This is a genomic window from Streptomyces phaeochromogenes (assembly GCF_001418655.1).
GTDB classification, from domain to species: Bacteria; Actinomycetota; Actinomycetes; order Streptomycetales; family Streptomycetaceae; genus Streptomyces; species Streptomyces phaeochromogenes.
In genome coordinates, this window is sequence record NZ_LIQZ01000138.1 from 1 (window position 1) to 13,320 (window position 13,320).

Genomic DNA, 13,320 nt, shown 5'->3' on the forward strand with positions numbered 1-13,320 from the left:
GTAGGGGCGGCGGGGGCGAAAGAAGCCCGGCCGCCCCCACGCGCTAGTGGCCGGCCCCCGCCGTCGCCGACGGCAGCTCGACCTGGACGCCCTTGTCGCCCGCGTCCGCCGTGTAGTCCCCGGGGGACGTCTCGTCGATGCCGTCGGGAGCCTTGAGGGCCCGCAGGGCGAAGGTCAGGACGACCGTGACGACCACGTTCAGGACGAACGCGGTCAGGCCGATGTACCCGATCTCCCCGATCCCGGGAATCTCCTTCGAGGAACCACCGAAGTGCTTCTGCGTGGGCGAGGCCACACCGTAGGCCGCGACAGTGCCGTACAGCATGCCGACCGCCCACCCGCCGAGCAGCGCCCACCGGTGGAACCACCGCGTGAACAGCCCACCGACCAGAGCCGGGAACGTCTGCAGGATCCAGATCCCGCCCAGCAGCTGGAAGTTGATGGCCACCGTCTTGTCCATGGTGAGGACGAAGACCAGCGCACCCACCTTCACGAGCAGCGAGACCAGCTTGGAGACCTTGGTCTCCTGGGCCGGCGTCGCGTCGGGCCGGATGAAGTCCTTGTAGATGTTTCGGGTGAAGAGGTTCGCCGCAGCGATGGACATGATCGCCGCGGGCACCAGCGCACCGATACCGATCGCCGCGAAGGCGACTCCCGCGAACCACGCCGGGAACATGTCCTCGAAGAGCTGCGGGATCGCCAACTGCCCGTTGCTGACCTTGACTCCGGCCGCGATCGCCATGAACCCGAGCAGCGCGAGCAGGCCCAGCATCAGCGAGTACAGGGGCAGGATCGTGGTGTTGCGCCGGATCACCTCACGGCTGCGCGAGGACAGCGTGGCCGTGATCGAGTGCGGGTACATGAAGAGGGCCAGGGCGGAGCCCAACGCCAGCGTGGCGTAGGTCCATTGGCCCGCCTCGCCCGGTGCCAGCGCACCGCGTGGCGCGCCCGTCGCCGGGTTGGTCTGGCTGTAGGCCTCGCCCGCCTTGGCGAAGATCTCGTCGAAGCCGCCCAGCTTGATCGGGATGTAGATGATCGCCACCGCGATGACGATGTAGATCAGCGTGTCCTTCACGAACGCGATCAGGGCGGGCGCGCGCAGACCGGACGAGTACGTGTACGCGGCCAGCACACCGAAGGCGATGAGCAGCGGCAGGTCCTTGACGAACCAGTTGGTGTCCTCGCCGCCGCCGACACCCATCACGTCCAGGACGGCCTGGATGCCGACCAGTTGGAGCGCGATGTACGGCATCGTCGCGAGGATGCCCGTCACCGCGACGGCCAGCGACAGGCCCTTCGAGCCGAAGCGTCCGCGCACGAAGTCCGACGTCGTCACGTACCCGTGCTTGTGCGAGACCGACCACAGGCGGGGCAGGAACGTGAAGATCAGCGGGTAGACGAGGATCGTGTACGGCACGGCGAAGAAGCCGGCCGCCCCCGCCGCGTAGATGGCCGCCGGGACCGCCACGAACGTATACGCCGTGTAGAGGTCGCCGCCGAGCAGGAACCAGGTGACCCAGGTGCCGAACGACCGTCCGCCCAGGCCCCATTCGTCGAGGCTGTCGGTCTCGGCCCGGCGCCAGCGCGCGGCCAGGAAGCCCATGACCGTGACGGCCACGAAGAAGAAGATGAAGACGGCGAGTGCCACGCCGTTCACGCCGTCGTTCATGCGGACGCGCCCTCCTTCTGGGACTTGCGGGCGCGCTGGTCACGGTTCCACAGCTTGTACGCGATCATCGTGAGCGCGGTCGAGATGAACACCCACAGCATCTGGTACCAGTAGAAGAACGGGATGCCGATGAAGGCCGGGTCGACCTTCGCGTACGAGCCCACCCAGAGCATCGCCACGAACGGCGCGATCAGGCAGACGGCGATCACCACGCGGACCGGTGTGACGACAGGCGGGGTCACGGCCGGCGGGGTCTCCACCGGCGGTTTCCCTTCGGGCGCTCTTGGCGCATCCGGCGCTTCAGACATACGGCGGCTCCGTCCCCTCACTGATCACCTGTGCAACGCGCAGGAAATCTAAGGGACGGTTCCGCTTTATGGAACCCCTGTCCGCATAACGGATACGACGTTCCGCTCACTGCTGCTCACCGCCGCTCGCTGCCGAGCGCGGGGGCCTGACAGCGAGCGGCCATCGCGCTCAGCAGCAGCGGAAGCCCTGCCGGGGATCCTCCTCCTGACGGTCCGTACGCATCCGCTCGAACTCCCGCCGCGACGGCACGGCCGCGTCCGGGTGCCCCTTGCGTGCGTGTGCGACATAGCGGTCGTACGCCGATTCGTCGGTGAGCTCCCGTACGTACCAGCGCACGCCCCTGACCGCCCGACTAGCCGCCCGGTGCAGCGCCGACCGCATCGCGTGCCTCCTCCTTCTCCTCCTTGGTCGGGATCAGCCCGGCCGGAGCGACGATCTTCGACTCGACGTACGGCGACTCGCTGAGAGTGGAGAGCGCGGGACGGCGTACGTGCCGGACGCACACCCTCGTGGCGTCCGCGATCACGATCACGATGAGCAGGGCGAGAGCCGCCGTGAGGACGCCGTCGACTGTGGAGTTCGTGACGATCGTGTGCATGTCGTCCATGCTCTTGGCGGGCGCGATGAGCTCGCCCCTGTCGATGCCGTCCTGGTAGACCGAGCGCTGCTTGAAGAAGCCGACGCGCGGGTCGCTGGAGAACACCTTCTGCCAGCTCGCGGTCAGCGTCACCGTGGCGTCCCAGACGAGCGGAATCCCCGTGATCCAGGCCCACTTGAGGCGTCCGGACTTCACCAGCAGGGTCGTGCAGACGGCCAGGGCGACCGCCGCGAGGAGCTGGTTGGAGATGCCGAAGATCGGGAACAGCTGGTTGATTCCGCCGAGCGGTTCATGGACGCCGACCCACAGGAAGTAGCCCCAGAGACCGCAGACGATGCCGCTGGTGATGACCAGTCCGGGCTTCCAGCTCACATTCTTGAAGGGTTTGTAGAGATTGCCGAGCGTGTCCTGGAGCATGAACCGGCCCACGCGGGTGCCCGCGTCGAGTGCGGTCAGGATGAACAGCGCCTCGAACATGATGGCGAAGTGATACCAGAACGCGCGCAGACTGCCCCCGGTGACCTCGGAGAAGATCTCCGAGACGCCGATCGCGAGGGTGGGCGCGCCACCGGTCCGCGACAGCAGGGACGCCTCCTCGACGTTCTTCGCCGCGGCGGCCAGGTCCTCGGGGGATATCTGGTACCCCCAGCTGCCCACCACCTGCGAGGCGTTCTGGACCGTGTCCCCGATGACGCCGGCCGGCGCATTCATCGCGAAGTACAGGCCCGGGTCGATGATGGACGCCGCGATCAGCGCCATCACGGCGACGGACGACTCCATGAGCATGGAGCCGTACCCGATCATCCGGACCTGCGTCTCCTTCTGGATCATCTTCGGCGTCGTACCGGAGGAGATGAGGGAGTGGAAGCCGGACAGGGCCCCGCACGCGATGGTGATGAAGACGAACGGGAAGAGCGAACCGGCGAAGACCGGCCCGTCGCCGCGCGTGGCGAAGTCCGTGACCGGGTCCATCTTCAGTGTCGGCATCGAGACGATGACGCCGATCGCGAGCAGCGCGATGGTGCCGATCTTCATGAAGGTGGAGAGGTAGTCGCGGGGCGCGAGCAGCATCCACACCGGCAGGATCGACGCGACGAAGCCGTACGCCACCAGCCAGATCACCAGCGTCGAGGGCGCGAGCGTGAACGTGTCGGCCCACGACGACTCGGCGACCCAGCGGCCCGCGACCAGCGCGAGCAGCAGCAGGGCGACACCGATCAGCGAGACCTCGCTGACCCGGCCGGGCCGCAGGACCCGTAGGTAGAAGCCCATCAGCAGGGCGATCGGGATCGTCATCGCGATGGAGAAGGTGCCCCACGGCGACTGGGCGAGCGCGTTCACGATGACCAGCGCTAGCACCCCGAGCAGGATGATCATGATGGCGAAGGCGGCGAGCAGGGCTGCCGCGCCGCCGAACGGGCCGATCTCCTCGCGCGCCATCTGCCCGAGGGACCTGCCGTCCCGGCGGGTGGAGAAGAACAGGACGACCATGTCCTGGACCGCCCCCGCGAAGATGACGCCGACGATGATCCAGATGGTGCCCGGCAGATATCCCATCTGCGCGGCCAGTACGGGGCCGACCAGGGGGCCCGCCCCCGCGATCGCCGCGAAGTGGTGGCCGAGCAGGACGCGCCGGTCGGTGGGGTGGAAGTCGATGCCGTTGTCGAGCCGCTCGGCGGGCGTGGCCCGGGTCTTGTCGACCTTCAGGACCTTGTAGGCGATGAACTTCGAGTAGAAGCGATAGGCGATGGCGTACGAGCCGAGAGCGGCGGCCACCATCCAGACGGCCGACACCTCCTCGCCCCGGGACAACGCGAGGACGGACCAACCGGCCGCGCACACCAGCGCGACGACGGTCCAGATGACGATGGTTTGCGGACTTGCCTTGCGAGGGCTTTCAGGAGATGCCGTCTGTGGGCTGTCGGTGCGCACGGGTCGTCCTCCCGTCCATGGGTGACGGGAGGACGGTAGAACAGGAAGGGGATCAGCGCTACACCATGCGCACCAGTCGGTGTGCGCCGGGTGAACTCCCTTGGCCTGGTTGGTGCGTCCTGGTTGGTGCCTGGGCCGGTGTGCATCGTGCGGGTGGGTGGGGCCGGAGTGCGCGGTTCCCCGCGCCCCTAAAAGCAGGGGGTTACGCCTGGCCTTTGTCTTTTGTTTTTAGGGGCGCGGGGAACTGCGCACTCCGGCCACGACTCACCCGCAGCCGCTCACCCACCTCTACTCCACAGGCCTCTTGAGTCGAGCAACGAACTTGTACCGGTCCCCCCGGTACACCGACCGCACCCACTCCACCGGCAACCCGCCCCGGTCCAGCGAGTGCCGGGACAGCATCAGCATCGGCAGCCCCACATCCGTACCGAGAAGCCCCGCCTCCCGAGGAGTGGCCAGTGACGTCTCGATCGTCTCCTCGGCCTCGGCGAGATGAACGTCGTACACCTCCGCCAACGCCGTGTACAGCGAGGTGTACTTCACGAGCGACCGCCGCAGCGCGGGAAACCGCTTCGCGGAGAGATGCGTCGTCTCGATCGCCATCGGCTCCCCGCTCGCGAGCCGCAGCCGCTCGATGCGCAGGACGCGCCCGCCGGCGGTGATGTCGAGCAGCCCGGCGAGCGTCTCGTCGGCAGTGATGTAGCCGATGTCCAGGAGCTGGGAGGTGGGTTCGAGGCCCTGGGCCCTCATGTCCTCGGTGTACGAGGTGAGTTGCAGCGCCTGCGAGACCTTCGGCTTGGCGACGAAGGTGCCCTTGCCCTGGATGCGCTCCAGGCGCCCCTCGACGACCAGCTCCTGAAGGGCCTGTCGCACGGTCGTGCGCGAGGTGTCGAACTCGGCGGCGAGGGTGCGCTCGGGCGGTACCGGTGTGCCGGGCGGCAGCGTCTCCGTCATGTCGAGCAGATGCTTCTTGAGGCGGTAGTACTTGGGCACGCGCGCGGTACGGATGGGTGCCCCACCCTCGTTCTCCGCACTGCTGACGTCGGTGCTCATACTCTGCCTTCCCGGCTCCAGGTGCCGATGGGCCGACGTGCGCGTCGGCCGCGGCTCACATCGTGGCACGGCTTCCCGTGCGAGTGTCCCCCCGCACGCTGCGTGATCCTCTCTATATACAGTCGGGGTCTCTTTTGGTCTAGTCCAAAGGGTCGGAGAGCGGTTGCTACGGGTGCCCCGCGGGGGCTGTTGGGGCGCCCGTCGCGGCCTGCCCGTTCTGTTCCCCGTGTAGTGAAAGGTCCCTGCATATGTAGGTCGCGTAACGGACGGCCGGGAGCGGCTTTTCGGCCCTTGACACCCCTCTAGGTCTAGGCCAAGCTCCCCCCTACTGGTCTAAACCATTGAGGACCAGGTCCCAGCCCCACGGGCAGTACTCGTCGTAAGTCACGCGGTGGGCAGGGGGGTTGCTGGCATCCCTGAGGAGGGTGACGTGAAGCGCAAGCTCATTGCGGCTGTCGGTGTCGCGGGCATGTTGATGTCTGTCGCGGCGTGTGGCGGCGACGACGGTGACAGTGGCGAGAAGACGGGGGCCGACGGTTTCAAGGGGCAGACCCTGACCGTCTGGGCCATGGACGGCTCCACGCCGCCCGGCTGGACCAAGGACCTCACGGCCGCCTTCGAGAAGCAGACGAAGGCCAAGCTGAAGTTCGAGACCCAGCAGTGGAACGGCATCCAGCAGAAGATCACCACCTCGCTCTCCGAGGACAACCCGCCGGACGTCCTGGAGGTCGGCAACACCCAGACCCCGGCGTACGCGGCCACCGGCGGTCTCGCCGACCTGTCGGACCTCAAGTCGGAGATAGGCGCCGACTGGACCGAGGCCCTCAACGCGTCCTCCGTCTTCGACGGCAAGCAGTACGCGGCCCCGTGGTACTTCGCCAACCGTGTCGTCGTCTACAACAAGAAGGTCTGGGCCGACGCGGGCATCAAGGGCACCCCGAAGACGCGGGCCGAGTTCTTCGACGCCCTGGAGACCATCGACAAGAAGACCGACGCCGAGCCGCTCTACCTGCCCGGCCAGAACTGGTACTTCTTCGACGGTCTGACCATCGGCCAGGGTGCCGACCTGGTGAAGAAGGACGGCGACAAGTACGTCTCCAACCTCGCAGACCCGAAGGTCGGCAAGGCCATGGAGATCTACAAGGAGTACCAGGCCTTCTCCAAGGCCCCCAAGGACAAGGACGAGGCCACCCCGCAGCAGGCCGAGGTCTTCGCCAAGGGCAACGTCGGTGCCTTCATCGGCATGGGCTGGGAGGCCGGTACGGCCATCGCAGCCAACAAGAAGATCGAGAAGGACATCGGCTACTTCACCATCCCCGGTGAGACGGCCGACAAGCCCGAGGGCGTCTTCCTCGGCGGCTCCAACTTCGCGGTCGCCGCGGGCAGCAAGAAGCAGGAGCTCGCCAAGGAGTTCCTGAAGATCGCGCTGTCCGACAAGTTCGAGGGCGCGCTCGCCAAGGAGAACGGCGTCATCCCGAACAAGGAGTCGCTGCAGACCAACCTGTCGGCCAACCCCGCAGCCGTGGCCGCCGCCCCGGCCGCGGCCGGCGGTGGCACCACGCCGCTGATCCCCGAGTGGGCCGCCGTGGAGAACGACCCGAACCCGATCAAGAGCTACATGACCGCGGTTCTGAAGGGCAAGTCGCCCGCCGAGGCCGCCAAGCAGGTCGAGGCCGAGATCAACAAGCGGCTCGCACAGAGCAGCTGATCACCTGCGCGCCGGGGGCGGCCCCTTCCGTCCCCGGCGCGCCGGCGTATCGAACGATCTGCGACTCCCGAACCTGGAAGAGATGGCGAGCATGTCAGTGCAGACCGAACGCACGGACACAGGCACGGCCGCGGCGCCCGGTGTCCGTAAAACCGACGTAACCCCGCCCGGCGACACGGGCTCGGCGAGAAGGCGCGGCGGCGCGTCCGCCCCGTATCTGCTCCTGCTGCCCGCCCTGCTCGCCACGGTGATCCTGCTCGGCTGGCCGCTGGTCAAGAACGGCGTGCTGTCGTTCCAGAACCTCAACCCGCGCCAGCTGATCCTCCACCTCACCGAGTGGCGGGGGTTCGACAACTACACGGACGTCCTGGGCGGTTCGGACTTCTGGAAGGTCGTCCAGCGGACGGTCGTCTTCACCACCGTGAACGTCGTCCTCATCATGCTGCTCGGCACGCTCGTCGGCCTGCTCCTCGCCCGCCTGGGCAAGCGCATGCGGCTGCTGCTGATGCTCGGTCTGGTGCTGGCCTGGGCGATGCCGGTGATCGCCGCGACCACGGTCTACCAGTGGCTGTTCGCCCAGCGCTTCGGCGTCGTCAACTGGCTGCTCGCCAAGGCGGGCTGGTCGTCGATGGCCGACTACAACTGGTTCGGCACCCAAATCTCCACCTTCTCCGTGATCACCCTGCTGATCGTCTGGCAGTCGATCCCGTTCGTGGCGATCAACCTCTACGCCGCCACGACCACCATCCCGAAAGAGCTGTACGAGGCCGCCTCGATCGACGGGGCCGGCACGTGGAAGAGCTTCACCTCGGTGACCTTTCCCTTCATGCGGCCGTTCCTGTGGGCGACGACCTTCCTCGAGGTCATCTGGGTCTTCAAGGCGTTCCCGCAGATCTTCGCCATGAACAGGGGCGGTCCCGACCGGCTCACCGAGACGCTGCCGATCTACGCGTTCGTCGAGGGCCCCGGCAACCAGCACTACGGGATGGGAGCGGCGATCTCGTTCCTGACGATCCTCATCCTGCTCGGCCTGACGGCCTACTACCTGCGTACCGTTCTCAAGCAAGAGGAGGACGAGCTGTGAAGCGCTCCCTGATGGCCCGGCTGTGGCCCAACGCGACGGCCCTCGTGCTCTTCGTGGTCTTCGCGTTCCCCGTCTACTGGATGTTCGCGACCTCGCTGAAGCCGGCCGGCGACATCATCGCGGACGACCCGGTCTTCCTGCCGACCGACATCACCTTCGACCACTTCCAGAAGGCGCTCGACGCCGACCACTTCTGGACGCTCGTCGGCAACTCCCTGACGGTGACCGTCCTCGCGGTGGTCTTCTCCCTCGTCGTCGCGCTGCTCGCGTCCTTCGCGCTGGCCCGGATGCGGTTCAAGGGGCGTCGCGGATTCATCCTGACCTTCATGATCGCGCAGATGGCGCCGTGGGAGGTCATGGTCATCGCGATCTACATCATCGTGCGTGACGCCGACCTGCTGAACAGCCTCGTCCCGCTCACCGTCTTCTACATGATCATGGTGCTGCCCTTCACCGTCCTGACGCTGCGCGGTTACGTCGCCGCCGTGCCGAAGGAGCTGGAGGAGTCGGCCATGGTGGACGGCTGCACCCGCAGGCAGGCCTTCGTGAAGGTCATCTTCCCGCTGCTGGCCCCGGGACTGATGGCGACCTCGCTCTTCGGCTTCATCACGGCGTGGAACGAGTTCCCGCTGGTCCTGATCCTCAACAAGGACGCCGAGAAGCAGACGCTCCCGCTGTGGCTCTCCAGCTTCCAGACGACGTTCGGCGACGACTGGGGGGCCACCATGGCGGCGGCCTCGCTCTTCGCCGTCCCGATCCTGGTCCTCTTCGTCTTCCTCCAGCGCAAGGCCGTCAGCGGACTGACCTCCGGCGCGGTGAAGGGATAACGCCCCCGATGACCACCATCGCCTCCGGCACGGACACGCTGACCCGTGACGCCCTCGCCGTCCTGCAGCCCGGTTTCACCGGGACCTCGGCCCCTTCCTGGTTGCTGCGGCGGCTGGGCGAAGGCCTCGCCTCCGTCGGCCTGTTCGGCCGCAACATCGCCACGCCCGCCCAAGTGGCCGCCCTGACGGCCCAGTTGCGCGCGGAACGCGACGACGTCCTGGTCGCCATCGACGAGGAGGGCGGTGACGTCACCCGCCTGGAGGTCCGTACGGGATCCTCCTTCCCCGGCAACCACGCGCTGGGCGCGGTCGACGACACCGCGCTGACCGAGGCGGTCGCCCACGAGCTGGGCCGCCGGCTGGCCGCCTGCGGCGTGAACCTCAACTGGGCGCCGTCCGCCGACATCAACTCCAACGTCGACAACCCCGTCATCGGCGTACGGTCCTTCGGCGCCGACACCTCACTGGTGGCCCGGCACACGGCCGCGTACGTCTCCGGGCTGCAGTCCGCCGGGGTCGCCGCCTGCACCAAGCACTTCCCGGGGCACGGCGACACGGCGGTCGACTCGCACCACGCGATGCCGCGCATCGACGCGGGGCTCGCGGTCCTGGAGTCCCGCGAGCTGGTGCCGTTCCGCGCGGCCATCGAGGCGGGCACGCGTGCCGTGATGAGCGCGCACATCCTGGTCCCGGCCCTGGACCCCGTCCACCCCGCGACCCTCTCGCGCCGCATCCTCACCGGCCTGCTCCGCGAGGAACTGGGCTACGACGGCCTGATCGTCACCGACGGCATGGAAATGCAGGCCATCTCGGCGACCTACGGCATCGAGCGGGGCAGCGTCCTCGCGATCGCCGCCGGCGCCGACGCCATCTGCGTGGGCGGCGGCCTCTCCGACGAGCCGACGGTCCTGCGCCTGCGCGACGCCCTGGTCGCGGCCGTCCGCTCGGGCGACCTCCCCGAGGAACGCCTGGCGGACGCGGCGGCCCGCGTCAGAGCACTGGCGGCCTGGACGGCCTCGACGCAGACGACGACTCCCTCGGCTTCGGTGAACGGGGGCGGGACTTCAGAGCGGGGCTCGTCCTCCGCAGTGGGGTCCGATGCGAGGACCGACGTCGGGCTGGTGGCGGCCCGACGGGCGCTGAAGGTCACGCGCGGAGCGCACTTCGCACCGGTGACCGAGGCTCCGTACGTCGCCGCCCTCACCCCCGTCGCCAACATCGCCGTCGGTGACGAGACCCCCTGGGGCGTCGCCGCCGAACTGCGGCGCCTGCTGCCGGGCACGGAGACCGGAAGCTTCACGGGGGAGCGCGCCGGGGCCGAGGCCCTCGCGGCGGCCGGTTCCCGCCGCGTGGTCGCGGTGGTCCGCGACGCCCACCGCCACACCTGGATGGCCGAGGCCCTCGACATCCTGCTCGCCGCCCGCCCCGACACCGTCGTGGTCGAGATGGGCGTGCCGCAGTCACCGCCCCGGGGAGCCCTCCACATCGCCACACACGGCGCGGCCCGCGTCTGCGGCCTCGCGGCGGCGGAGGCCATCGCCGGGGCGTGAGCCCGCTGGGGCCCGAGCCGACAGAACGAAGGCCCGAGTCACCCCGCGAATGAAGATGCCGGGTCCACCACGAGAGGACCCGGCACCTTCTTGTTCGTGCGTATTCCTACGCGTTCGTATCGTGCAGCGGGCCGCCTAAATGCCCTGCCAGTCCGGCTTGTTGGCGTACGTGTGCCGGAAGTAGTCCGCGAGCTTCAGCTTGGACGCGGCGGCCTCGTCCACGACGACCGTGGCATGCGGATGCAACTGGAGCGCCGACGCCGGGCACACCGCGGCGATGGGCCCCTCGACCGTCGCCGCCACGGCATCGGCCTTGCCCTCACCCGTGGCGAGCAGCACCAGATGCCGTGCCTCCAGAATCGTCCCGATCCCCTGGGTGATCACGTGATGCGGCACCTGCTCGATGTCGCCCTCGAAGAACCGCGCGTTGTCCACCCGCGTCTGCTCGGTCAGGGTCTTGATCCGTGTACGCGAGGCGAGCGACGAGCACGGCTCGTTGAACCCTATGTGCCCGTCGGTCCCGATCCCGAGAAGCTGCAGATCGACCCCGCCGGCCTCGGCGAGCGCCTTGTCGTAGGCCTCGCACGCGGCCCGCACGTCCTCGGCGGTCCCGTCGGGTCCTATGAACGCGTCGACGTCCAGCCCCAGCGGCTCCAGAACCTCGCGCCGCAGCACCGACCGGTACGACTCGGGATGCTCGGCCGGCAGTCCCACGTACTCGTCGAGCTGCGCGACCCGCGCCCGCGAGGCGTCCACGGCACCGGAATCCACCTTCGCCGCCAGCGCCTGGTAGATGGGCAGCGGCGTCGAGCCGGTGGCCACCCCGAGCAGCGCGTCGGGCTTGTGCCGGAGCAGCTCCGCCATGGCCTCGGCAATGAGCTCGCCACCCGCCTTGGCGTCCGAAACGATGACAACTTCCACGCTGGGCCTGCCGTTCTGAAAGATGAAGGGGACACAACCGAACATGTGGTATAGACCAATCTAGCAGAACGGCCCTCCCAGGTCGCCCCTCAGCCGCCCTGTCTCAGGACCGGGACGACCGTCCCCGACCGGCACCCCGACCCACGGCAGACGACCGGCACCCCACCCCGAGCAGGCGCCGCTCGCACCGGGGGAGTGGAATGGAACCTGCGCACGCGCAATCAAGCTCCCGCCACCCCCTCCCGCGGACGCAGCTCCGCCCGCCACGCAACAGCCCCAGGAGGAAACGTCATGACCGCCACCCCGCCGGACCCCCAGCCCGACGCGCAGCCGGCATCCGTCGAGTCCGACCGCCCGGGCCGGATCATGGCCCGCGAGATGGCCGAGCAGCCCGCCGTCCTGCGGCGGATCCTGGAGGAGGGCGCCCCGCGCATCCAGGACGTGGCCCAGCGGGTGGCCGCCCGTAAGCCCCGCTTCGTACTGCTCACCGCCCGGGGGACCTCCGACAACGCGGCCCTCTACGCCAAGTACCTCCTGGAGATCCGCCTCGGACTGCCGTGCGGCCTCGCCTCCATGTCGACCACGACGGCCTACGGCGCCCGCCCCGACCTCACCGACGTCCTGATGATCACGGTCAGCCAGTCCGGCGGCTCCCCGGACCTGGTGGCCTCGACCCGGGCCGCCCGCGAGGCCGGCGCCATCACGCTCGCGGTGACCAACAACCCGGACTCACCCCTGGCCGCCGTCTCCGAATACCACCTCGACATCATGGCCGGGCCGGAGAAGGCACTCCCCGCCACCAAGACCTACACCGCCTCCCTCCTCGCCCTCTATCTCTTCGTCGAAGGCCTGCGCGGCGGCGACGGCGCCCAGGCCAAGGTGCTCCCCGACCTCGCCGAGCAACTGCTCGCCCGCCAGGACGAGATCCGCACCCTCGCCTCGCGCTACCGCTTCGCCGAACGCATGGTGATCACCTCCCGCGGCTACGGCTACCCCACCGCCAAGGAAGCCGCCCTCAAGCTCATGGAGACCAGCTACATCCCCGCCCTCTCCTACTCCGGCGCGGACCTGCTGCACGGCCCGCTCGCCATGGTCGACAACATCTCCCCGGTCATCGCGGTCGTCACCGACGGCAGGGGCGGCGAGGCACTCCAGCCCGTGCTCGACCGGTTGCGCGGACGCGGCGCCGACCTCGTCGTCATCGGCCCCCGCCTTCAGGTCGAACAGGCCTCCGCCGGCTTCGTCCTGCCCACCGAGGGCGTGGCCGAAGAGGTCCAGCCGATCCTGGAGATCCTCCCGCTCCAACTCCTCGCCTACGAGGTCACCATCGCCCGCGGCCAGGACCCGGACGCGCCCCGCGCCCTCGCGAAGGTCACGGAAACCCGCTGATCCCGAGCCGCCCTGCCGATCCCGAGCCGACGATCGCGAGCCGTCCCGCCGATCCGGAGCCGTCCCGCTGATCCACAGGGGCCACCCCATCCGGAGGGGCCGCCTCATCCGGAGGGGCCGCCTCATCCGGAGGGGCCGCCTCATCCGGAGGGGCCGCCTCATCCGGAGGGGCCGCCTCATCCGGAGGGGCCGCCTCATCCGGAGGGGCCGCCTCATCCGGAGGGGCCACCTCACCGGAGGGGCGCCCCTCCGATCCAAAGGCGCCCCTCCGGTGAGGTGG

At 68.8% G+C, this 13,320-nt stretch carries 11 protein-coding genes; 5 read left to right on the plus strand and 6 right to left on the minus strand.

Going from position 1 to position 13,320, the window contains the following annotated elements; translation table 11 throughout:
- Positions 1–43: 43 nt before the first annotated feature.
- The 5 genes from mctP to AOK17_RS19235 form a co-directional block, all read right to left on the minus strand.
- Positions 44–1,669, minus strand: a complete 1,626-nt coding sequence (gene mctP, locus AOK17_RS19215; RefSeq protein ID WP_055613734.1) for a monocarboxylate uptake permease MctP — start codon at positions 1,667–1,669, stop codon at positions 44–46.
- Positions 1,666–1,977 carry a DUF3311 domain-containing protein gene (locus tag AOK17_RS19220; protein ID WP_425424620.1) on the minus strand — a complete coding sequence of 104 codons (312 nt, stop codon included), beginning with the start codon at positions 1,975–1,977 and terminating at the stop codon, positions 1,666–1,668. The genes mctP and AOK17_RS19220 overlap by 4 nt, the downstream gene beginning before the upstream one ends.
- A gap of 169 nt (positions 1,978–2,146) precedes the next feature.
- Positions 2,147–2,359, minus strand: a complete 213-nt coding sequence (locus AOK17_RS19225; protein ID WP_055613736.1) for a YbdD/YjiX family protein — start codon at positions 2,357–2,359, stop codon at positions 2,147–2,149.
- Positions 2,331–4,508, minus strand: a complete 2,178-nt coding sequence (locus AOK17_RS19230; RefSeq protein WP_079053135.1) for a carbon starvation CstA family protein — start codon at positions 4,506–4,508, stop codon at positions 2,331–2,333. Before AOK17_RS19230 ends, AOK17_RS19225 begins: the two co-directional genes overlap by 29 nt.
- A 288-nt stretch (positions 4,509–4,796) precedes the next feature.
- On the minus strand, positions 4,797–5,561 hold the full coding sequence (locus tag AOK17_RS19235; protein WP_055613737.1) for a GntR family transcriptional regulator: 765 nt from the start codon (positions 5,559–5,561) through the stop codon (positions 4,797–4,799).
- Between the two features lie 430 nt (positions 5,562–5,991).
- On the opposite strand from AOK17_RS19235, the gene AOK17_RS19240 reads away from it, so the two are divergent.
- The 4 genes from AOK17_RS19240 to AOK17_RS19255 all read left to right on the plus strand — a co-directional run bounded on the left by AOK17_RS19240 (position 5,992) and on the right by AOK17_RS19255 (position 10,730).
- On the plus strand, positions 5,992–7,269 hold the full coding sequence (locus tag AOK17_RS19240) for an extracellular solute-binding protein (protein ID WP_055613738.1): 1,278 nt from the start codon (positions 5,992–5,994) through the stop codon (positions 7,267–7,269).
- 91 nt (positions 7,270–7,360) lie between these two features.
- Positions 7,361–8,353 carry a carbohydrate ABC transporter permease gene (locus AOK17_RS19245; protein WP_055613743.1) on the plus strand — a complete coding sequence of 331 codons (993 nt, stop codon included), beginning with the start codon at positions 7,361–7,363 and terminating at the stop codon, positions 8,351–8,353.
- A complete protein-coding gene (locus AOK17_RS19250; protein ID WP_055613739.1) occupies positions 8,350–9,180 on the plus strand; it encodes a carbohydrate ABC transporter permease in 831 nt (276 codons plus the stop codon). Before AOK17_RS19245 ends, AOK17_RS19250 begins: the two co-directional genes overlap by 4 nt.
- Positions 9,181–9,188: 8 nt before the next feature.
- The gene (locus tag AOK17_RS19255; protein ID WP_055613740.1) at positions 9,189–10,730 is read left to right on the plus strand and encodes a glycoside hydrolase family 3 protein; all 1,542 of its coding nucleotides are present in this window, start codon (positions 9,189–9,191) and stop codon (positions 10,728–10,730) included.
- Positions 10,731–10,865: 135 nt separating this feature from the next.
- On the opposite strand, the gene nagB is transcribed toward AOK17_RS19255, so the two are convergent.
- On the minus strand, positions 10,866–11,651 hold the full coding sequence (nagB, locus tag AOK17_RS19260; protein ID WP_055613744.1) for a glucosamine-6-phosphate deaminase: 786 nt from the start codon (positions 11,649–11,651) through the stop codon (positions 10,866–10,868).
- Positions 11,652–11,942: 291 nt separating this feature from the next.
- Here nagB and AOK17_RS19265 point away from each other — a divergent pair, with 291 nt between their 5' ends.
- The gene (locus AOK17_RS19265) at positions 11,943–13,040 is read left to right on the plus strand and encodes an SIS domain-containing protein (RefSeq protein WP_055613741.1); all 1,098 of its coding nucleotides are present in this window, start codon (positions 11,943–11,945) and stop codon (positions 13,038–13,040) included.
- The last annotated feature ends 280 nt before the right edge of the window (positions 13,041–13,320 follow it).